Here is a 21,349-nt window from a genome sequence, read left to right on the forward strand (position 1 = left end):
CTCCTCATTCCAGGGTTGATGGCGCGGCTGCCAAAGGCACTTTTTGGTGCCTATGTTACCGCAAAGTGCGTACTATTAATTTCACGATCTCTGAGTGCATAATAACATAATGGATCAAGAAATATCAGGAGAGTTATGGAGGGATTGGTCATGGATTTGCAATTGAAAGGAAAAACGGCGCTCGTTACCGGGTCCACGGCCGGCATCGGCAAAGCGATCGCCGCTTCGCTGGCGGCGGAAGGCGCAACCGTGCTCGTCAACGGCCGGAGTGAGGAGAAGGTTAACCAGGCTATCGCGGAGATTCAAACGCAGTATCCTGCGGCGCTCCTGAAACCGGCGGCGGCCGATTTGGGCACGGAGGATGGATGCAACAAGGTGATGGACGATTATCCGGACCTGGACATTCTGATCAACAATCTTGGGATTTTTGAGCCGGCCGAATATTTCGATATCCCTGACGAGCAATGGTTCAAGTTCTTTGAAGTCAATGTGATGAGCGGCGTCCGGTTAACCCGCGGGTATCTAAAACGGATGCTGGAAAAAGGGACGGGGCGGGTCATCTTCGTGGCCAGCGAAGCCGCGATCATGCCATCGCTGGAAATGGCGCATTACAGCGCGACGAAAACGATGCAGCTTTCAGTGTCCCGCAGCTTGGCCGAACTGGCGAAAGGGACCGGTGTCACGGTCAACACGGTCATGCCCGGCTCGACGTTGACCGAAGGAGTGGAGAAAATGCTGGACACGCTGTACCCGAACGAAAAGCTGACGATCGAAGAGGCGGAAAAGAAATTTATGGCGGAAAACCGCCCGACTTCGATCATTCAGCGACTGATTCGTCCGGAGGAAATCGCCCATTTCGTGACTTATTTGAGCAGCCCGCTATCCTCGGCGATCAACGGCGCCGCGCTGCGGATCGACGGGGGATTGGTGCGCAGCGTATTCTAAGTTTGAAATGCATAACTCAACTTAAGCAGTATGAAATTGGCTAGTAGGCCCTTGATGCAATTGGGGATATCCACCATCTACCGGGAGAAAAAATGGTACGTTTTTCATGGGAAGAAGGACGGTCTGATGGGGATCAAGTGCAAAAGTGCATTCGATTCTCCGTAAATTACCATTTTAGAACGGTTGAAATGCAAAAGTACATCTCATTTAGGGCTGTACGATAAAAAAGCAGCTTTTGGCCGGAAATGAACTGCATTTTTACATTTGAACCACCGTTTTGGGGAGTTTCGACAATAATCGCCTGCACTTTTGCATTTCGTGGGATTTGCTCCACCTGCTTTTAATTTGGCTTCGTTCTGCGAAAAAAGTTGAGTTACAAATTCGGAAGCTGCCAATCGATTTCGGGAAGCCCCTTGTCCCGCAAAAACTGGTTTGCCCGCGAAAAAGCACGGCTGCCCAAAAATCCGCGATGAGCGGACAAGGGGCTTGGGTGCGGCGTTCGAATCTGATGATGGTTGCTGTTATGGATAAGCGCCGCTTTTTTCTGGGCATGGCTGCCCCACAACAGGAACACGACCGGCTCCTCCTTCTGGTTCAACGTCTCGATCACTTTGTCGGTGAAGTTCTCCCAGCCCATATCCTTGTGGGAATTCGGCGTGTCCGCACGCACGGTCAGCACTGTGTTGAGCAGCAGCACTCCCTGCTTGGCCCACGGTACGAGGTGGCCGTTATTGGGGATGGAGCAGCCCAAATCGTCCTGCAGCTCTTTGAAAATATTTTGCAGGGAAGGAGGGGGCTTAATTCCCGGTTTCACGGAAAAGCTTAGCCCATGGGCTTGCCCCGGTCCATGATAAGGGTCCTGCCCTAAAATAACGACCTTCGTGTCAGCGAAAGAAGTATAATGAAGCGCGTTGAAAATATCGTACATGTCGGGATAAATCGTTTTCGTTTTATATTCGTTCGCCAGGAATTTGCGCAGCTGCAAGTAATACGGTTTCGCGAATTCGGCCTCCAGGAATGGGGCCCAATCGTTTTTCAGAATAGTCAAAACATTTGTCACCTCGAATTTAAATCTAGCGGATCGACCCTGGAAAGAACGCGGTAATCTGCGGCTGGGTACCCACCCAACTCACAAAAATAGCGGAACTTTATGGTCTTATTTTCCAGACCAGGCCATGTTCATCTTCATTAGCGGAATTTTTTGCCCTTATTTTCCTATGGACGTTATGAAATGCGGTCATTTCCTATGTGTTTCGAGAAAATAACGCCATAAATTTCCTCTATTTCACTCAACTTGGGGGATATCGCCGAAATAGCGACATTTTTTGCCCTTAAGTTTTACTCTCCGCAAGAGGAGCCCCGCCCGCCGCCATACTCACGTTATTCCAGCAACTGTCCGCTAGTTTGTTAAGGTTAAATTTCGACAAAGTTCCGTAAAGTTCCTGCCTCGCCGGAGAGAAAGTGTCCAAGTTATCCTTGGCCGCGGCATTGCTCCGGTCCGCAAAAAAAGAACCGCGCCCCGGCGAGGCCGAGGCGGCGGTCCATAAGGAGGAACCCGGGAATCCGGGGGGTTACAGCGATTTTTTCCAGTCGGTGGCGAACTTTTCCAATCCCTGATCGGTTAATGGGTGTTTGGTCAACTGTTCGATCACGCTAAACGGAATCGTGGCGATATGCGCGCCGGCCAGCGCAACGCGGGTCACGTGGTCCGGGTGGCGTACGGAAGCGGCGATGATTTGCGATTCCAGCCCGTGAATGCGGAATACTTCGGCCACTTTCGAAACAAGCTGTACGCCGTCTTCCGAAATGTCGTCGAGGCGGCCGAGAAACGGCGATACGTAAGTAGCCCCCGCGCGTGCGGCGAGCAGCGCCTGGTTGACGGTGAAGATGAGCGTCACGTTGGTTTTTACGCCTTTTTGGGAAAGATAACGGCAGGCTTCCAGCCCGGCGAGCGTCATCGGCAGCTTGATCGTAATCTTGGAATCGTTGTTGTTGATTTTGATCAGCTCGTTCGCTTCGGCGATCATATCTTCAGCGGTTAAAGCGTCAGGCGTCACTTCGGCGGAGACGGATTCGACTTCGGGTACGGTCTGCAGAATTTCGGCGATCCGGTCCTCGAATTTCACGCCTTCCTTGGCGACGAGGGAAGGATTGGTCGTCACTCCGGACAAAACACCAATTTTGTAAGCTTTTTTGATGTCTTCCACATTCGCTGTGTCGATAAAAAATTTCATCGTCCTTACCTCCAAATTATAGATTTTGGCTTTATTTGACCGACAAGGCTTCCCGAACGCCGTTTGCGGTGGATGGTTCTGCGGCGCCGGCGTCCGTTTCTTCGTCGAACCACCAACGATACCCGTCTTTGGCCAGCAATTCGTTTGCTGCCTCCGGACCGAAGGAGCCTGCCGGGTAATCGTGCAGGGGAACCCGGCCTGCCGCGAATGCGTCCAGAATCGGCTGCACCCATTTCCAGGACAACTCGACTTCGTCCCAATGCGCAAAGTAGGTGGAATCCCCGCGCAAGGCGTCGAAAATCAAGTTTTCGTAAGCCTCAGGCACCGCGTTGCCGCTTTGTCCGGGACCGATCAGCACCGGGGTAAGATCCTGTTTATGGGAAACTCCCCCTGAGTTCAATTGCAGGTAAATTCCTTCGTTCGGGCTGATTTCAAACACCAGAAGATTGGGCACCTGACCGTCTTTTTTTGCGGCGGACTGTTTGATCGGCTCTTTGAATTCGATCACGATCCGCGTCGATTTCTCCTTCATCCGCTTCCCGGTCCGGATATAAAACGGGATTCCGCGCCAAAAGACATCGTCGATCTGCAGCTTGGCGGCGATAAACGTCTCGTTGGCGGAGCCTGGGGCAATGCCGGGCTCGGACGTATAGCCGACGACGGGTTTGCCTTGAATTACTCCATTAGTATATTGTCCGCGCACTACGTTTACTCCCACATTTTCAACCGGCAGCGGTTCGAGGGATTCCATCACCAGCTTTTTGTTTTGCCGCACCTGTTCGAGGCTGTTGCTGCTTGGCAGATGGCTGGCCAGCATCATCAGGAGCTGGAGCATATGGTTTTGGAACATATCCCTGACGGCGCCGGACTTATCGTAATAACCGGCCCGTTCCTCGACGCCGACCGTTTCGCTGGCGGTGATTTGCACGTTGGCGATGTAACGGTTGTTCCATGCCGCTTGCAGCACCGGATTCGTCTGCTGCAAAACTTCCAGCTTCTGAACCATCGGTTTGCCGAGATAATGGTCGATCCGGAAAATTTCTTCTTCGGTAAAAGCTTTGCTGAGCTGCGCGTTAAATTGGCGGGCGGATTCCAAATCGCGTCCAAACGGCTTTTCGATGATCAGCCGCTTCCAGCCCTTGGCGGAGCCGAGTCCGCTTTCCTGAATGTTCGTGCAAATCGTTTCGAACAGCTCGGGCGCCACCGACAAATAAAACAGCCGGTTCGGGGCAGCCCCCAAGGCTTGCTCCCGCTGCTCGATCAACCGCAGCAAAGTCTGGTAATCCTCCTTGCGGCCCACGTCGAGCACCTGATAGCGGAATGCGCTCAGAAACCGGTTTAAGGCCCCGGAATCATCCGCTTCCCGTCTGGAAAAGCTGCGCAGAGATTGTTCGATGTTCGCCCGGAAGGTGTCATCGGACCATTCTCTCCGGCCCAGGCCAATCAAGGAAAAAGCTTGCGGCAGTTTGCCATCGAGAAATAGATTAAACAGGGCGGGGTAAATTTTCCGTTTGGCCAAATCTCCTGTTGCCCCAAACAAAACAAAGGTGCTGGCTTCCATACGTTTCTCTCCTCTCGCATAGCTTCTCTATCGTCATATAGGATGAACGGAAGACAGGATAAAATAGCCCTATCTCCTATCTGTAAGCTATGGTATCTTTTTTCATAATCCACTATAATACGAATAGACTTCATATATGTAATTAATATATTTGACAGGAGATATAGATCACATCTATGAGCATTAATTATGAATTATACAAAGTGTTTTACTGGGCCGCCAAAACAGGCAGTCTGACGCAAGCCGCCAATGCCCTGTATCTGACTCAGCCGAGCGTAAGCCATGCGATCAAACAGCTGGAGGAAAGCTTCGGGCTGACTTTGTTTTACCGGAATTCCAAGGGAGTTTCTTTAACCCAGGAGGGGGCCGTTCTTTTTTCCTATATCGAGCAGTCCCATATTTTAATAACGACGGCCGAGCAGAAAATGGCCGAGCTGAAAAACCTCGACAGCGGCGAGCTGCGGATCGGCGGCAGCGACTCGCTGTTTAAGCATTATTTGCTGCCCTTCGTGGAGGGGTTCCATGTCCGGTACCCGGGGATCGGCATTCATCTGCTGCACGGTACCACGCCGGAGATTATGACGTTTCTGAAAGAAGGGAAAATCGATCTGGGCGTCGCCCGGATGCCGATTGTGGATTCGCAGATTGAGGTCAGGCAGGGAATCGAACTGCAGGATTGCTTTGTGGCGGGCTGCCGTTTTTATGAGGAGCTCAGAGACAAGGTGCTGACGCTGGAGGAGTTGATGAAGTATCCGCTCATTCTGTTCTCGCGCAACAGCCGGGCGCGGATGGCCATCACGGAGCTGTTTCAGGACTATGGCTTTGAGCTCAAACCCGAAATCGAGGTCGGGAGCGTGGGGCTGCTGATCGAGATGGCGCGCAGGGGACTGGGGATTTCTTACGTGGCGCGGGAATTCGTGTCCAAGGAGCTGGAGGAAGGATCCCTGTTTGAAATCAGGTTGGACGTCAAGCTTCCTCCGTCCCAGGTAGGTATCATGAACATGCGGAATATGCCGCTTTCGCAAGCGGCCCGGCGGTTTATCGAAAGCTTTAAATAGGGAGCGTAAGCATGGAAGTAATTTAATGTTGACTAAATAAATCGGAATTGATAGCATTGGCGGTATAGAGATGAAAATTCTATAAGGAGAGGTGAAAACATGCTGCAAATGGTCATTACCGGCTTGATCTGCGGCGGCTTGCTGGGCTTTGTGATGCAGCGGGGCCGTTTCTGCTTGACGGGCGGTTTTAGAGATATGTATCTGACCAAAAACAACCGCATGTTCTACGCTCTGCTGATCGCCATTGCGGTTCAGGCTATCGGTATTTTCGCGCTGGCGCAATTCGGTGTGATCGAATTTTCCGCCGGGACGTTCAATTGGCTTGCGGTCATTATAGGCTATTACGTCTTCGGTATCGGGATCGTCCTGGCGGGAGGATGCGCGACGGGGACCTGGTACCGGGCCGGCGAAGGCTTGATCGGCAGTTGGATTGCGTTGTTCGGCTATATGGTGATGAGCGCCGTGATGAAAACGGGGCCGTTGTCAGGCTTCACAAAGTCGATTTCGGCCGTCAGCGCTCCGACGAATTCCATTCCGCAGACGTTTGGCCTCAGCGCCTGGTTCATTGTGACGCTGGTGGTCATCATCACCGCCTTTTTGGTGGTCCGGGAGCTGCGCAAACCAAAGGTGGCGCTGCCGGCTTTGAAAGCGAAGCGGAGCGGGCTCGCTCATTTACTGTTCGAGAAACGCTGGCATCCGTTCTTCACGGCGATCCTGGTTGGCCTGATCGCGATTCTGGCCTGGCCGCTCAGCGAAGCGACCGGAAGAAAGGCCGGCCTGGGCATAACGACGCCTTCGGCGAACATCGTGCAATATCTTGTAACGGGAGATCAAACGATTTTGAATTGGGGCGTATTTCTGGTGCTCGGCATCCTGCTTGGCTCGTTTGCCGCGGCCAAGGCGAGCCGGGAATTCAAGTTTCGCGCGCCGGACGCCAAGACGTCCGTCATCAGCTTTGCCGGCGGCATTCTGATGGGCTTTGGCGCCAGCCTGGCCGGAGGATGCTCCATCGGCAACGGCCTGGTTCAGACGGCCATGATGACCTGGCAGGGCTGGGTGGCCCTGGCGGTGATGATTCTCGGGACGTGGACCGCATCTTATTTTGTGTATGTACGTCCCCGTTCCCGCAAGGCTGAAGCACGCACCACCGCTTCGGTACAAACAGCAGTTTAAGGAGGAGAACATATGACTCAACAGAAATTGTCGGTAATCGGCCAGGTTTGTCCCTTCCCGCTGATTGAAGCCAAGGAAGCGATGGAATCGCTGGCCAGCGGAGACGAGTTGATCATCGATTTCGACTGTACGCAGGCGACGGAGAGCATTCCGCAGTGGGCGGCTGAAGAAGGCCATACGGTAACCAACTACGAGCAAATCGGCGATGCGACATGGACGATTAGCGTCCGCAAGAAATAAGCCGTTAAGGCGTTTTATACAGGAACCCCCGCGAGGTACGGGCCGGAACATGCATCCGGCAACGAACCTGCGGGGGCTTGCTGTTTGCAGGGGCTCCTTAATAATTGCATTTCCTACACTTGGCATAGAGCGATTGATCCGAATGAGGGCGATAAAAAATAAAAATAACGGAACTTTATGGTCTTATTTTCCACAATGGAGATGTTCATCAGCATTAGCGGTATATTATGGTCTTATTGCCCATTGAACGGTACGGAAAAGGGTCATTCCCATGCGATTCAAGAAAATAGCGCCATAAATTTCCTCTATTTGATTCTACATGGGGGATATCGACCCAATAGCGACATTTTTTTCCGTTATGTTCTCCCCAGGGGTTTTTCAACATGAAATGCTTGATTGTTTTGTCAAACGCCGCTTTTAGTTCTGAGCCCAAAATCAAGCATCCGCATCCAGCATGGCCGGCACGTTGATTTCTTTCACGCACGAAGCGTTCGAGAGATGAATGACGCATCTGACCAGTTCAACGATATCCTGCAGGGGGATTTGCGCTCCGCGGTAGGCCGACCAGACCGCTTCGGCGCCGGCTTCATAAGGCATTTGGGTGGCCAGTTCTCCCGGATTAATGCAGGTTACGCCGATGGCATGCGGCTTAAGATGCTCCCTTAACGCATTAGCTGCGCCGCGCAGACCAAACTTGGATGCGGCAAAAGCGACCTGGGATATATGATTGTTCTCCAGTCCTGCGGTCGAACCGATCAGAACGATTTTGCCCCGGTCCGATTGTTTCAGATTCGGCAGCAGCTTCTGAATGCAGGTGATCGCGGAGGTCAAGTTTACCTGGAGGATGGCGGATATGTGCTGTGGGTCGTCTTTTTCAAAATCATAGTCTGCGCCGAACCCCCGGCTTTCCCAGATCCCGACATTATAGATGAGCACGTCGATGACCGCGCCCTGAAGCGCTTTGGCGATGATGCTTCCGGCATCCGGCGAAGCGAGATCGGCTTCAATCCAATGGCGGTGTACGCCGTCGGCAAGTTCCAAACTTTGCGGACGGCTGCGGGAGACGATCCACACGGTATCCCCGGCGGCGGGCAAGGCTTTGGCGAACGCGCCGCCCAGGCCTTGGCTGGCTCCGAAAATAATAAAGCGGCGGCCGGCCGCCGGCTTGACTTCGCCGGAAATCGCCGGCATATCCTCTTTGAGGATGGCAAAGGTTTGATGGTCCCGCCATTCTCCGTTAATTTTTACGTTTTTGCGGGCAAGCCCTTCTTTCTTAAAACCCGCTTTCAGCAGCACCTGCATCGATGCGGCATTATGCGGCATCACCCCGGCTTCGATCCGGTGAAGGTCCAACTCATCAAACGCATATTGGACGACAAGCTTCACGGCTTCCGTCATATAACCTTGGCCGTTGTAAGCCTGATCGAGGAAATAGCCGATCCAGCAGCCTTGCAGATTTCCGCGGGCGACCTCGGTTAACATCACTTCGCCGATCACTTCATCCGAGCCCGGCAAAAAAATCAAGAAAAGGTAGCCTTGATCGGCTTCGCTTTGTTCCAAAAATCTGCCGATTCTATCCGCCTGCCCCTGATAGGTGTAAAAAGATTCGTCCCTTTTGCCGCTGAATTGCTGGAAAAATGGCCGGTTTCTTACCTCGAGATCCAGCAGGGACTGGGCGTCTTCTTTGGCGGCTGGTTTCAGTATAATTCGTTTTCCTTGCAACAGCATGTTTTGCCTCCTTTTTGCGGAATCTGCAGCAGGTAACCCATTCAAGGAATTCGTTTCATTATAACATCCGGGATTTTATTGCACCACGCTGCGGTAAATACGTTCCTCCTCTAATAAAACCATCAAAGATGGGAGATTTTAAAAAAGAGATTTTGATCTCAGGATCAAAGGAGTGAATCCATCGTGAAAGTAGTGGTAACGGGCGCGGCGGGCAAAATCGGCCGCTGGACCGTAAGAACGTTCCTTGAAGCGGGGCACGACGTAGTCGCTTCGGACCGGAAACTGCGGGAAGAATCCGCGTCGAAAAATTTTATCCAGGCGGATTTGCGCGATTACGGCCAGGTTATCCAGCTCCTGTTGGGATGCGATGCCGTCGTTCATCTGGGGAACATCCCTACGGACGTAAGAAATACGCCCCAGGCCATATTCGAAAATAACATGATCGTCAATTTCAATATCCTCGAAGCCTGCAAGGATTTGAAAATTCCCAAGCTGGTATGGGCGTCCAGCGAAACTGTGTTAGGGTATCCGTTCGTACCGGAAGAGCTTAGTTATCTTCCCGTGGATGAAGAGCATCCGACGCTCGTCAAGTCCTCCTATGCGATGGCGAAGGCGCTGACGGAACAGCTGACGGGGATGTTTCACAAACTGACGAATGCCCAGCTCGTATCCCTTCGTTTCGCCAACATGTATGAACCCGACGAGTATGAGAAGATTCCGATCTTGCACTGGCATGACAAGGAGAAGGATATTCAGAAGAAAAACGCATGGGCTTACTGCGATGTACGGGACGCCGCAACCGCCTGCCTGCTGGCGATAGAGAAGAACGGGCTGGGACATGAGGTCTTCCACATCACGGCCCCGGACACGATCATGCCCGATCCGAGCCGCGATCTGGCCGAAAAGTATTTTCCGAAGGTCCCTTTAAAGAAGGAGATCCAAGGCCACGAGACGCTGATGGCTATCGACAAGGCCCGGAAAACACTCGGTTATGAACCCCGTTATTCCTGGCGCTCCATCCTGAATCTGGACGGCTCGACCAAGGCGATGCCTGAGGATCAGCTCGCTTTGTCTCACACGGATATCTAATGGGGAAAATCATCAAAACCGCCTGCGAGTCTGCAGACGGTTTTTTTATTGCCGGAATGCGCCGATAGGGGACAAGCGTTAAAAGCTATAGTTACGCTTGTTTTTGATCACCAATTGACGAGAGAGTTTGCAATAGATTACATGAAACAATTGTTAAACGGCAGGCTTTCGGATACCCCATATTATTTGAACGCCGAGATCATGTCTTGCTCCAGTGATCTTTACCCGCTCCAAGTTTACGAAGATATCAATCAACTGTATGAAAGCGGGGAACTCGAGAAGAACTACATAGATTTTTCAATTACCGCTCAAACTTTCAGCCCATTCTCTCACTCTCCGGGTGCTCTCTTCTTCGGATAAATCCTCAACCCTGGTCATAATGCTCCATCTCACCCCAAAAGGATCCCAAATGCTTCCGAACCGGTCACCTGAAACAAAGTTTGTAACGGCCTCTCTGACTCGCGCACCTTTTGCTACTGCATGTTCAAATACCTGATCCACGTCAGCAACATAAATGCCCAAGGAATAGCAGGCATTATCCTCACCAGGCGGCAAAACCAGTTTATAGGACGGATTCGCTGCTCCCAACTGCAAAAATCCATTTCCAAAATCCAATTCCGCATGCACAACTATTTTATTGCCGTTTTCATCCGAAAACTCAGTAATATCCTTAACCCTTGCGTGAAAAACAGATTTATAGAACTCGATGGCTTCAGAAGGATGATTCACTACGATAAATGGTGTTATCGCCGTAAATCCGTTAGGTACTCCATTTTTTGTATAGTTTCCGGTTGCTCCAATGTATTTCGTCATGGTTGTTCCTCCTCGTATAATTGATCAAGCATCTATCGAAGCTTTTCGTCATTATAAATCATTTACACTGACAGCTGCTGTCAGTAATACCTTTTGAGACGAATTGACAATCCGTTTACCCGGCAATGATACAGCGTTAATAAATCCCCGTTAAAGTGAAGGTATCGTCAGATGTTGGAGAACCTCGTGTTCGGCCGGGCAGACGGCGGCCCTTAAAGCTTTTCAAAGCAATTGAATATCGGGTAGAGACAAGGAGAAAACCCTCTTTACGTTATCCGCATGGCAAAACGGACCGGATTGGTCCATGGCCTCGCGGGAGCGGAAAAGAAGGGTTTTTTGTGCTGCCTAAAAAAGCTTGGGACCGTGTCTTCTTTAGCCGGACGACGGACGTGCGCCGCATCTTTCAACCTATTTGAACTTGCACTATTACAGGGAGGGATACGCGAATGTACAAAGCAACAAAGCTGTTGAATATGATTGCCGTTCTGTCGCTCCTGGCCGGACTCGCGGATGTCGGACTTAGGCCCGCGCCGGTTGCGGCGGCGGCGGAACCGGGGAGGGCGGAGATACGGGCCGCTCGAACCCTGACGGCCCCCGCGATCGACGGGAGGCTCGATGAATCGTTCTGGAACGTAAGCGAGCCGCTCACGGTGCATACCGATCCGTCTGCAAGTGAAGACAGCCGGCTTGGCTTGCTGTGGGACGACGCCTATTTATACATAGGTGTGCGGATCGAGGATGATACGCCGATTAGCGGAGCGTCCGGGTATTGGTTTGATCAGGACAGCCTGCACCTGTTCTTCGATCCGGCGCTGCACCGGTCGTCGCCATTTGTGCAGGATGATATGCAGATCGGCCTCGTTTACGCGGAGGGCTCAAGCACGCCGGAGTTCCGGTTCGGCGCGGCCTTAAACAATCACGCGGGGAAGGACGAGAAAAAGGTGCTTCGCGCCATCCAGGCCACGCCGGAAGGATGGACCGCGGAGCTTGCCGTGCCGTGGGATATGCTGAATACGGATCCCCGCTTGAGCCGGCAGCTCGGCTTTGAGGTGGGCGTCACCAACCGTTACGATGCCGCTGATACGGCCAAGCAGCGGACAAGCTACTGGAGCGCCTACAATACGATGAGCTTTTGGAATGATACCTCGGGTTATGGGGTGGTGAACCTGGACTACGACGGGCCGGTGTCCGGAGCCGTCGATCCGGTACTGTTTCAAGAAAATTTCGATGATATGCAGGAAGGTACTGTGCCGCCCGGATGGATATCCGATGTTAATGCGGGCAGCCCGGCTTTCCGGGTGGTTCATGAGGCGGCTACCGTCACCGGAGACACTTACAGCATAACGGACGCGGTGTATCAGACGTATCAGAACGGCCGACTGCGTTTTGACGGCAACGGAGCGGGGCTGCAGGCGCGGATTACGGCGCCGGTTCAAAGCGATAATTATACGGTGGAGGCGGATGTCCGAATTGAAAGCGTGCTGAACGGGGCACGCTGGGCGGCCTTGATGTTCCGGGTTCCCGCAAACGGCAAAGCCCCCTATAATCAAATGGCCGTCCGCCAGAACGGCACGTATGAGTTCGCTTACCGCAAGCCCGACAACAACTGGTCCGTCCCGGCAAACGGAACGTGGCGGCCGCTTGAACCGGGCGAGGATTATACGATGAAGGTCCGGGTGTTCGGCAATAACGTCAAGGAATACATCAAGGCCAAGGACGACGAGGACTTTACCCTGTTGATGGACAGGACGCTGGAGAGCGACCTGCTGGAGCGGGGAAAGGTGGGTTTTCAAGCTGACCAGATGACGGTCTCTTTCGACAACCTGAAGGTTACGCGCATCACGGCGAATCGGCTTGACCTGAACCTGCCGGCTGCGGCGGAAGCGCTGACTGGGCCGCTGACGGTGACCGGGACTGTATATTACTCCGACGGCTTGGAAGAGCCTGTGACGGGGAAGGAGCTCAAGCTGTATTCTTCGGATGAGAGTGTGATCAAAATCGTCGATAATCAGCCCGTTCCGTTGAAGGAAGGCGAGGCGATCGTCACCGCGGTGTACCATCAGGCGGAAGCGAGCGCAACCGTCCGGGTGACGCCGTCGCTGACCGGGGCGAAGGTGCTGAAGCTCGCGCACGATACCGGCTACCTGCTGGCGGATGCCGGAACTCCGCTTAAGCTGGCGTCCGTCATGTTCACGGCTGAATCCAGCGATTATTCCACGGCGGAGCTAAGCGGTGACGCTGTGGAATGGTCCGACGAAAGCGGCGGGGCAATCCGTGTAGATGGTGGGGAATTGGCGGCGGAGCATCCCGGCGTATACGAAGTGAAGGTCCGCAAAGACAACGCCGAGCTCAGCCTGATCGTCGTGGCCAAGGCCGCGGAAGACGAAGAATACGTCCTGTATGAAGAGAACTTCGATCGGCTGGCGGAGGGGGCTTTTCCCGAGGCTTGGACCCGCCTTCAGGGAGCATCCGAGGGCAAAGCGGCCGTACGCGGCGGAGCGTTTGAGATGCAGGCGTCCGCTTCTCCGGATAACCCGTCCCGGGTGCTGCTGCCTGATTATCTGAAGCTGTTCGGCAACTACACCATCGAGGCGGACATCACGAATACGGCTGCAAATAACAGCGCCCGCTGGAATTCGATCATGTTCCGGATTCAAGGCGGGAACTACCCTTATTATCAGATGGCCGTCCGCAAAGACCCGTCCGCATACAACGGCATCGAATTCGCGGAACGCACGGCGTCGAACCAGTGGAACGTGATGGAGCGCGGCTCCTACACGGAGCCGATGCAGGGAGGGGGGGCGCTGCATTATACGGTGAAAGCCTTTGGGAACCGGGTCCAGGAATGGGTGGACGAGCTGATGATTATCGATTCGGTCAAGGCAACCGCCTACGATAAAGGCGGCATCGGCTTCCAGGCGGACGGCAGCGACATGAGAATCGATAACATCCGGGTGACGCTGCTGGAACAACCGCTGCCCGCTCCGGCGATCGAACCGTTCATCAAGGTGGCGGAGCCGGAAACGCGGATTGCCATGGCGCCGACGATTGTGACAGATATTGCCCGCTCCGGCGATCTGGCTAAGCTGACGGGGAGCCAATTGCCCGCCACGGCGATATTTCACCTGAACGCGGAGTTGACCGTGACGGAACCGGGCGGCGGCCAAGAAATTGCGAGTCTGGATGAGGCGCTTGCCGCGGCCGGCGCTAAGGTCATTCCGGCCTTTTATGTCACCGAAGAGCTGGCCGTGGACCGGCTGGTTCATGAACTGCGCGCTCGCGGGCTGGAGGATGTGTTTATCGTTTCGGACCGGGCGGATCTGGTCAAAAGAGCCCGTGCGGCGTATCCGATGATCCGCAGCATTCTGGATTTCACCGCCATCGCCAATCCTTCCCGGGAGGAACTTCTGGACATCCGCAGGCAGACGGCCGCGAGCCAGGCTCGGATCGTGCTGCTGCCGCAAAGCGCGGCGACCCGCGAGAATGTGTCCTACCTGCAGAAGCTGGCGATCATGGTCTGGAGCAAGGAAGCGCCTGACTCCTCCGGCGGGGTTTTGCCGCTGCATCGCATGATTACGGCCGGGGTCAACGGGATGGTGGCTGCCGAGCCGGGCGAGGCGCATGAAGCGTTGAAGCTGTACGGACGGGATACGACACTGGTGCGGAAAGTCTATATGATCGGGCACCGCGGCATGCCTTCCGTATCGCCGGAAAACACGATCGAAAGCAATACGATGGCATTGGACGCCGGAGCCGATTACATTGAAAACGACATGTTCCTGACCAAAGACGGCTACTTGATCATTTCGCACTCTTCCGTGCTGGAAACGACGACGGACGGCTTCGGACCGGTAGAGAACTATACGCTGGCCGAGCTTAAGGCGTTTAACGCCAACAAGCCTTATCCGCAGGGTTTTCCGGTGGTCCGGATGCCGACGCTGGACGAACAGCTGGAGCTGGCCCGCGCCAGAGGGCGGATGGTGTATGCCGAGATCAAAACCGAGACGCCGGCGGCGGTGGATGCTTTTGTCAGCACCGTAAAAAAATATAACGCCGAGGATATCGTCAATGTCATGTCCTTTCACCCGGCGCAGTTGGACCGGCTGGCGGTTTTGATGCCGGAAATGAACGCCGGCCTGCTGACCGGCTATATCGCCAGCGAGAACAATGTCGAAGGTTCGCTGCGCGACACGCTCAAAGCGTTATCCAAGCAAAACTGGACTTATAATACCGATTATAACGGGCTGGGTCCGAAATTTATGGAAGCGGCCAAGCACCGCGGACTTCTGATTTCCCCGTGGACGCTAAATAAGCGCGAGGATATCGTCAAGTATTTTAAAATGGGCGCGTTTGGCATTACGACGGATTATACGTATTATGCTTCCGATTGGGCCGCTTCGCTTGCCGCCCGGGAGCCGGTCATTACCCTGGACAAGGGTGAGAGCAGGACTTTAAGCGCCCAGGTTGAAACGTACAAAGGCGACAAAACGGAGGTCGAGCCCGAAGTCGTGCTGATTGCCGGAGCTGACGCGGTGCAGGCGGACGGGGCGTCGATTCAGGCGGTCGGAGCCGGTAAAGCCTACGCGCTGCTGCGCTACTCTGCTGCGATCGACGGCGGCGGCACCTACGATCTGTACTCCGAGCCTGTGGAAATTGCCGTTAACGGCGGCGGCGAATCGCCGGGGGGCGGCAATAACGGAGGAGGCAACAATGGAGGAGGCGGTAATGGTGGCAGCAGTGGTGGCGGTTCGCCTGGCAACAGCAGCGGCGGAACGAACAGCGGAAATAGCGGAGCGTCCGGGACCGGCGGTGTTTCGCAGCCAGGCCAAGCTGAGCAGACAGGCGTAGTGGAAGCCACCGGCGGCGCAGTTTCGGCCGCGGAGCTGGAGCAGGCGTTCCGGGACGGCCGGCGGGTTGAGGTCAGATTTACGGGTGAGCGTCTGACGCTGCCACTGTCCGTGCTGTCCGAAGCGGCAGGAACGAGCGGAGCGGAACTGACGGCGGTAAACGCCGATCTGAACGCGGGCTATAGACTGCCGCTGCACCAGCTCGATACCGCACAGGCGGCAAAGGCTCTCGGCGTTAACGCGGATGCGCTGGAACTGGTCGTCACCGTTCGCGGGCTGGACAGCGCTGAGGCGGAAGCCGTACGGAACGCCGCCGACCGCGCGGGCGGAACGCTGGCCGGGCCTGCCGTGGAGTTCGCCCTTGAGGCGGCGGCCCCTTCGTTCCAATCCGCCGTACCGTTCGCACTCCTTGGCAGCATCAAGTATATTGGCCTTTCGGGGGATGGAAACGGCATGGAAATCGCCGGCGCCCGGTACGAAACGGCACAGAAGGCGCTGTCCTTTACGCCGGGCCGGTATGCGGCGGACGCTCCAGAAGTCGTCCTGATCCATGGCGGCAACGGGATTTATACGGCCGTCGCGATGAACAAGGACTTCGCCGACATGAACGGCCACTGGGCCGAAGCCGCTGCCGAGAAGCTGGCGAACCGGCTGCTCTTAAGCGGCACCGGCGGCGGAGCGTTCGAACCCGACCGCGCCGTGACCCGGGCCGAATTTGCGGCGATGCTGGTGCGCGCGTTAGGGCTAAGCGATAGCGAAAGCACGGCCGCTTCGGAGCAGGGCGCGGTGACCCCGGCGCTGTCCGACGTCGGCGCGAACGATTGGTTTGCTCCGTATGTGCGGGCAGCTTCTGCGGCCGGGCTTGTGAGCGGCTATGCCGATGGAACCTTCCGCCCGGACGCTCCCGTAACCCGCGGCGAGCAGGCGGTCATGATGGCCAGGGCCATAAAGCTGGCCGGTTTTGGCGGCGAGGCTGCGGCTGCGGGAGGCTCCGGCGCGCTTGAGCGGTTCCGCGACGCCTCTGAGGTGAAATGGGGACAAGCAGAATGGAGTCTGGTCCTTGAGGCGGGCTTGTTTAATGGCATATCCGGGAATAGGCTGGCGCCTGCGGCTCCGTCGTCGCGCGCGCAGTCGGCGGTCATACTGGAACGTTTCCTTGAAGCGTCCGGCTTTCTGGAATAAGGTTCCCGGACGGGCGTGAATCCTGCGCGCTCTTTTGCAAACCGTTAACATAACGTTAATACCGGGATAACACGGAAGGTTTATTGTAAGGTAAGAAGTTTGTTTTTCAAAAATTTCATCATTAAAGGGTCGGAGACGAGGAGAAAGCCCTTATGCGGTACCGGAAGGAATGGTCTGTTTGCCATACCCGCTTCCGTGCGCCGCATAACGGGCTTTTTTGTGTTGTCCGCACCAAAGGAGGCTGCTCATTCATTGCCGGACACGCTGTCATTTGAAACGTACTTTTTCGATTTGGACGGTACCATCTTTCTGGGGGACGTCCTGCTGCCCGGCGTGCAGGAAACGCTATGCCATTTAAGAAGCTTGAACAAAAAAGTGAGGTTTTTGAGCAATACGACCATCCGCACCCGCGGGGAATGCCGGGACCGGCTGCTGCAGCTTGGCCTTGCCGCGCATGAGAAAGAAATCGTGACGGCGGGGTTCATGTCCGCCGCTTATTTTCTGGAATTGCGTGGGGCGGTGCGGGTGCTCGTTGCCGGGGAGAAGGCGCTGCGCGATGAACTCGTCTCGGCTGGGGTAGAAATGACGGACGATCCGGCGCAGGCGACGCATGTGCTGGTCGGCATGGACCGGGAGTTCGACTACGGCAAGCTGCACCGTGCGATGAAGGCGGTGCGGAACGGAGCGTGCCTGATCGCCGCCAATCCGGATCCGAACTGCCCGGTGGCCGGGGATCTAATTCCCGACACCTGGTCCATGGTCAAAGCAATCGAAGCTGCGAGCATGGGGGCGGTGAGCGAAGTCATCGGCAAGCCGTCCGCCTATTACGCGGCCAAGGTGCTGGAATGGAGCGGTACGAGCGGCGACCGCTGCCTCATGATCGGGGACCGGCTGGACACCGACATCGTGTTCGGGGCCAGCCATGGCATGCGGACCGCGCTTGTGCTGACCGGGGTCGCTTCGCTCGGGGATCTGGAACAGTTTCCGGTCATGCCGGATTATGTCTGGGCCACGCTGGACGAACTGCTGGGGCAGGCCGAACGAACTTAAATCCGCCGGCCCGAATTTAACGGCGTTTTTACCCGGTGCTAATCATGCAAATAAACGAGTTTGCTACAGTGGAAGAAAATGCCGGTTCCTAAAAGTGCGAGTTCAAAAAGTCGGCTTTTCAGCACCGAGAAGGTTGGATGAAGCTAGGGACTGAGTAGCGGAGCGTAGGGTAACCTACGTGAGCAACGGAAGGCCCGGCTGAATTCAAGATTCGACGTCGAGATCACTTCCTGACTTGCTTCGTGATCAAAAGATGACTTTTTGAACAACCTCTAAAAACGGCGATTCTTCCGCACACCAATATATGAAATTTTGGAGGAGATTGAAGTGATGCAAAAATGGAGTACGAAAGTGCTGGCAGTTGCGCTGGGATTGTCGCTTTTGGCGGGATGCGGGGGCGGCAACGGGAGCGGCGGCAACGGCGGATCCGTCTCCGGTGCGAATGCTTCCACGAACGGGGCGGGAACGGCGAACGCGTCCGCAGGGAAAAAGACCGAGCTTACGTTCTATTATCCGATCGCGGTCGGCGGGCCGCTGACCGCGACGATCGAGGCGATGGCGGCGGACTTTGAAGCGGAGCATCCCGATATTGACGTGACCCCGGTGTACACCGGCAGCTATGCCGACACCGCGGTCAAGACGCAAGCCGGCGTCCAGGCCAAGCAGCCGCCGGCTGTGGCGGTGCTGCAGTCGACCGAGCTGTTCAGTCTGCTGGATATGAACGCGGTTATTCCGCTGGACGATTTTATCGCAAAGGAAGAGGGCGACTATCTGGCGGATTTCTATCCGGCGTTTATGGCCAACTCGCAAACGGACGGCCATACCTACAGCATTCCGTTTCAGCGCAGCACCATCGTGCTTTACTATAACAAGGAGATGTTCAAGGAAGCCGGACTTGATCCGGAAAAAGGGCCGGAAACCTGGGAGCAAATGCAGGAATACGCGGTTAAGCTGAAAAAGGACGGGCGCTACGGCCTGGAAATTCCGGTCACGGGCTTTGCTTATTGGATGATGCAGACTTTTGCCCTGCAGAACGGCGACAATCTGATGACCCCGGACGGCAAAAAGGTCATGTTTGATACGCCGGAAAACGTGGAAGGGCTGCAGTATTGGGTGGACCTGGCCGCGAAACACAAGGCGATGCCGGAGGGCGTGACCGATTGGAGCACCGTGCCGTCCGATTTCCTGGAAGGCAAAACGGCGATGATGTATCACACGACCGGCAACCTGTCGAACGTGAAAAAGAACGCCACCTTTGACTTTGGCGTCAGCTTCCTGCCGGCGAAGAAGCAGTACGGCAGCCCGACGGGCGGCGGCAACTTCTATATTTTCAAGGATATCGCACCCGAGAAGCAGCAGGCCGCCTGGGAATTCGTCAAGTTTATGACCGAACCCGAGCGCGCCGCCCAATGGAGCATCGACACCGGTTATGTAGCCGTGCGCAAGTCCGCTTATGAGACGGAGCGGATGAAGGAGTACGCGGCCGGGTTCCCGGCGGCGGTCGTGGCCCGCGATCAGTTGGAATACGCGGCGGCCGAGCTGTCCACTCACAACAACGGCAAGGTGATGAAAATTTTGAACGATTCCGTGCAGGCGGCATTGACAGGCGATTTGACCCCGGCCGACGCGCTGAAGAAAGCTCAGGCGGAGGCGGACCAGGCGCTGGCGTCCTTTAACAAATAGCCATGAAAGGAATCAGACTTGGAAACAACGGATTCGCCTGGCTGCTGCTGCTGCCGGCGCTGGCGATTCTGGCGCTGTTCACGTTTTACCCGATCTTTCTGACGCTGCGCCTGAGCTTTTTTCAGGCCGACCTGGCTACACCGGAGCCGATCTTTGCCGGGTGGGACAACTTCCGCCGGCTGGCGGAGGACGAGGTGTTTTGGAAGGTGATGCGCAACAATACCCTGTTTGCGGTGGGGACGGTTCCTGCGGGAATCGGCCTCGCCCTGCTGATGGCGGTTTTTGCCAACAAAGCGATCCGGGGAAAAGCGCTGCTGCGGACGGGCTTTTTTTATCCGACGCTGATTCCGATGATCGCAGCGGCGAACATCTGGCTGTTCATTTACACGCCGGAATACGGCTTGGTGAGCAGGATGTTGTCATGGACGGGTCAGCCCGAACTAAACTGGCTGGGCACGCCGGGGCTGGTGATGTGGGCGATGATTATCATGATTATCTGGAAGGAATCGGGGTACCTGATGATTTTTTATCTGGCCGGTCTGCAAAATATCCCGCGCGACCTCTACGAGGCCGCTCAGATGGACGGGGTCGGGGCCTTTACGGTGTTCCGCAAAATCACGTTCCCGCTGCTGATGCCAACGACGCTGTTTGTCAGCATTATCGCCTTGACGAATGCGTTCAAGCTTGTCGATCATTTGATGATCATGACCCGCGGGGGGCCCAACAATTCCAGCAATCTGCTGCTGTATTACATTTACGAGACGGCGTTCAGCTTCTGGGACCAGGGGCTTGCTTCCGCGCTGACCGTCATTATGATCGGGCTGATGCTGCTGTTTGCGGCGGTGCAGTTTTTCGGGCTTGACAAGCGAATTCATTACAACTGATCCCGGATGGCCGTCCGGGAAGAAAGGCGTATTTATGCTGCAAAAACTTGCGCCGAAAATCGGCAATGTTCTCATGTTGCTGCTGGCCATCATTTGGCTGGTGCCGCTCGTCTGGATGACGGTGACGGCGTTTCGCCCGCGGCAGGCGGCGCTGTCCGGCTTTTGGTCGGCGGATTTTACCTTGGATAACTTCGCGACGGTGTGGTCCGCCGCCCCCTTTGCGGTGTATTACCTGAACACGCTGCTCATTGTGTTTTGCGTATTCGCGGTGCAGATGCTGACCGCAACCATGGCGGCCTTTGCGTTCGCACGCGTTCCGTTTATCGGGAGCAGCCTCGTGTTCCTGCTGTTCCTGGCCCAGATCATGATCCCTGCGGACGTGCTGATTTTTCCGAACTATAACATTTTGAAGCAGTTCTCGCTGCTCGACACGAAGCTTGGGATTATGCTGCCTTATCTGGCCTCCTCCTTCGGCATCTTCCTGCTGCGGCAGGTGTTCAAGACGCTCCCTTACGAGCTTGACGAAGCGGCGCTTGTGGAGGGGGCAAACCGCTGGCAGGTGCTGTGGAAGGTGTATTTTCCTTTGTCCAGGCCCACCTATGTCGCGTTTGCGCTGGTGTCCATCAGCTATCAGTGGAACAATTTTTTATGGCCATTGATCGTAACCAATTCCGTGGAGAACCGGCCGTTGACGGTGGGGCTGTCGATTTTCGCCCAATCGTTTGAAGTCGGCGTGCAGTGGACGGAGGTCAGCGCGGCGACGCTGCTGGTGATCGTGCCGCTCCTGATCATTTTTCTGGCGTTCCAGCGCCAGTTTATCGACAGCTTTATTCATTCCGGCATCAAGTAGACAAGCAGACGG

General features: G+C 55.2%; 16 protein-coding genes and 1 pseudogene. 11 read left to right on the forward strand and 6 right to left on the reverse strand.

Annotation, left to right across the window (positions count from 1 at the left end; all coding sequences use genetic code 11):
* The first annotated feature begins 150 nt into the window (after positions 1 to 150).
* Positions 151 to 945: an SDR family NAD(P)-dependent oxidoreductase gene (locus EHV15_RS16770; protein ID WP_128632203.1), complete on the forward strand. Its 795-nt coding sequence runs from the start codon at positions 151 to 153 to the stop codon at positions 943 to 945.
* A gap of 373 nt (positions 946 to 1,318) precedes the next feature.
* On the opposite strand, the gene EHV15_RS16775 is transcribed toward EHV15_RS16770, so the two are convergent.
* The 3 genes from EHV15_RS16775 to zwf all read right to left on the reverse strand — a co-directional run bounded on the left by EHV15_RS16775 (position 1,319) and on the right by zwf (position 4,740).
* Positions 1,319 to 1,993 carry a uracil-DNA glycosylase gene (locus EHV15_RS16775; protein ID WP_128632204.1) on the reverse strand — a complete coding sequence of 225 codons (675 nt, stop codon included), beginning with the start codon at positions 1,991 to 1,993 and terminating at the stop codon, positions 1,319 to 1,321.
* 523 nt (positions 1,994 to 2,516) lie between these two features.
* Positions 2,517 to 3,179 carry a fructose-6-phosphate aldolase gene (fsa, locus tag EHV15_RS16780; protein ID WP_128632205.1) on the reverse strand — a complete coding sequence of 221 codons (663 nt, stop codon included), beginning with the start codon at positions 3,177 to 3,179 and terminating at the stop codon, positions 2,517 to 2,519.
* Between the two features lie 31 nt (positions 3,180 to 3,210).
* Positions 3,211 to 4,740 carry a glucose-6-phosphate dehydrogenase gene (gene zwf / locus EHV15_RS16785; protein WP_128632206.1) on the reverse strand — a complete coding sequence of 510 codons (1,530 nt, stop codon included), beginning with the start codon at positions 4,738 to 4,740 and terminating at the stop codon, positions 3,211 to 3,213.
* A 176-nt stretch (positions 4,741 to 4,916) separates the two neighbouring features.
* On the opposite strand from zwf, the gene EHV15_RS16790 reads away from it, so the two are divergent.
* The 3 genes from EHV15_RS16790 to EHV15_RS16800 all read left to right on the forward strand — a co-directional run bounded on the left by EHV15_RS16790 (position 4,917) and on the right by EHV15_RS16800 (position 7,211).
* Positions 4,917 to 5,798: a LysR family transcriptional regulator gene (locus EHV15_RS16790; RefSeq protein WP_128632207.1), complete on the forward strand. Its 882-nt coding sequence runs from the start codon at positions 4,917 to 4,919 to the stop codon at positions 5,796 to 5,798.
* A 99-nt stretch (positions 5,799 to 5,897) separates the two neighbouring features.
* Positions 5,898 to 6,971 carry a YeeE/YedE family protein gene (locus EHV15_RS16795; protein ID WP_128632208.1) on the forward strand — a complete coding sequence of 358 codons (1,074 nt, stop codon included), beginning with the start codon at positions 5,898 to 5,900 and terminating at the stop codon, positions 6,969 to 6,971.
* A gap of 12 nt (positions 6,972 to 6,983) precedes the next feature.
* On the forward strand, positions 6,984 to 7,211 hold the full coding sequence (locus tag EHV15_RS16800) for a sulfurtransferase TusA family protein (RefSeq protein ID WP_128632209.1): 228 nt from the start codon (positions 6,984 to 6,986) through the stop codon (positions 7,209 to 7,211).
* Between the two features lie 435 nt (positions 7,212 to 7,646).
* Here EHV15_RS16800 and EHV15_RS16805 read toward each other — a convergent pair whose 3' ends face one another.
* Complete coding sequence (locus EHV15_RS16805) at positions 7,647 to 8,402, reverse strand: SDR family NAD(P)-dependent oxidoreductase (RefSeq protein ID WP_128635393.1); 756 nt, start codon at positions 8,400 to 8,402, stop codon at positions 7,647 to 7,649.
* A 39-nt stretch (positions 8,403 to 8,441) separates the two neighbouring features.
* Positions 8,442 to 8,939: pseudogene (locus tag EHV15_RS16810) on the reverse strand (GNAT family N-acetyltransferase); the annotation flags it as partial.
* A gap of 183 nt (positions 8,940 to 9,122) precedes the next feature.
* Here EHV15_RS16810 and EHV15_RS16815 point away from each other — a divergent pair.
* On the forward strand, positions 9,123 to 10,028 hold the full coding sequence (locus tag EHV15_RS16815) for an NAD-dependent epimerase/dehydratase family protein (protein ID WP_128632210.1): 906 nt from the start codon (positions 9,123 to 9,125) through the stop codon (positions 10,026 to 10,028).
* 48 nt (positions 10,029 to 10,076) lie between these two features.
* Entirely contained in the window at positions 10,077 to 10,388 is a 312-nt protein-coding gene (locus EHV15_RS38345; RefSeq protein ID WP_178075873.1) for a DUF1186 domain-containing protein, read from the forward strand.
* On the opposite strand, the gene EHV15_RS16825 is transcribed toward EHV15_RS38345, so the two are convergent.
* A complete protein-coding gene (locus tag EHV15_RS16825) occupies positions 10,326 to 10,841 on the reverse strand; it encodes a VOC family protein (RefSeq protein WP_128632211.1) in 516 nt (171 codons plus the stop codon). The two genes, EHV15_RS38345 and EHV15_RS16825, sit on opposite strands and share 63 nt — an antisense overlap.
* Positions 10,842 to 11,287: 446 nt before the next feature.
* On the opposite strand from EHV15_RS16825, the gene EHV15_RS16830 reads away from it, so the two are divergent.
* The 5 genes from EHV15_RS16830 to EHV15_RS16850 all read left to right on the forward strand — a co-directional run bounded on the left by EHV15_RS16830 (position 11,288) and on the right by EHV15_RS16850 (position 21,337).
* A complete protein-coding gene (locus tag EHV15_RS16830; protein WP_128632212.1) occupies positions 11,288 to 16,870 on the forward strand; it encodes a glycerophosphodiester phosphodiesterase family protein in 5,583 nt (1,860 codons plus the stop codon).
* A 252-nt stretch (positions 16,871 to 17,122) separates the two neighbouring features.
* Positions 17,123 to 17,920, forward strand: a complete 798-nt coding sequence (locus EHV15_RS16835; RefSeq protein WP_128632213.1) for an HAD-IIA family hydrolase — start codon at positions 17,123 to 17,125, stop codon at positions 17,918 to 17,920.
* Positions 17,921 to 18,250: 330 nt separating this feature from the next.
* Positions 18,251 to 19,603, forward strand: a complete 1,353-nt coding sequence (locus tag EHV15_RS16840; protein ID WP_128632214.1) for an ABC transporter substrate-binding protein — start codon at positions 18,251 to 18,253, stop codon at positions 19,601 to 19,603.
* 2 nt (positions 19,604 to 19,605) lie between these two features.
* Entirely contained in the window at positions 19,606 to 20,487 is an 882-nt protein-coding gene (locus tag EHV15_RS16845; protein ID WP_128632215.1) for a carbohydrate ABC transporter permease, read from the forward strand.
* A gap of 34 nt (positions 20,488 to 20,521) precedes the next feature.
* Complete coding sequence (locus tag EHV15_RS16850) at positions 20,522 to 21,337, forward strand: carbohydrate ABC transporter permease (protein WP_128632216.1); 816 nt, start codon at positions 20,522 to 20,524, stop codon at positions 21,335 to 21,337.
* The last annotated feature ends 12 nt before the right edge of the window (positions 21,338 to 21,349 follow it).

This window comes from Paenibacillus oralis (genome assembly GCF_003863965.1).
Classification (GTDB): Bacteria; Bacillota; Bacilli; order Paenibacillales; family Paenibacillaceae; genus Fontibacillus; species Fontibacillus oralis.